This window comes from Stenotrophomonas sp. SrG (assembly GCF_050031795.1).
GTDB classification, from domain to species: domain Bacteria; phylum Pseudomonadota; class Gammaproteobacteria; order Xanthomonadales; family Xanthomonadaceae; genus Stenotrophomonas; species Stenotrophomonas rhizophila_A.
The window spans coordinates 1-240 of the sequence record NZ_JBNBBE010001080.1 but is presented as its reverse complement, the minus strand read 5'-3'; the positions used below and the strand labels follow the sequence as shown (position 1 = coordinate 240).

Genomic DNA, 240 nt, shown 5'->3' with positions numbered 1-240 from the left:
ACAAGACCATCGACCTGACCGGCGCGCACAGCCCGGCGCGCTTCCGCGGCTCGGTCGCCGACTACAACATCGGCCGTGCGATCGGCGCGGGGCAGTCGCTGCAGCCGGGCGTGTACATCGCCATGAACGGCCGCATCGGGAACCCCGAACACGTGCGACAGAACGTCGCGGCGAACCGGTTCGAAGACCCGTGACGCGGGAACCCCGGCACCCCTGGGGCCGGCCGACCCACGGTCGGCA

Annotated in this window: 1 pseudogene; it reads left to right on the top strand. The window is 71.7% G+C overall.

Features of this window, described 5'->3' with window-relative positions:
* Positions 1-194, top strand: a pseudogene (locus tag ACQG3P_RS22805) (asparaginase domain-containing protein); the annotation flags it as partial.
* Positions 195-240 lie beyond the last annotated feature (46 nt).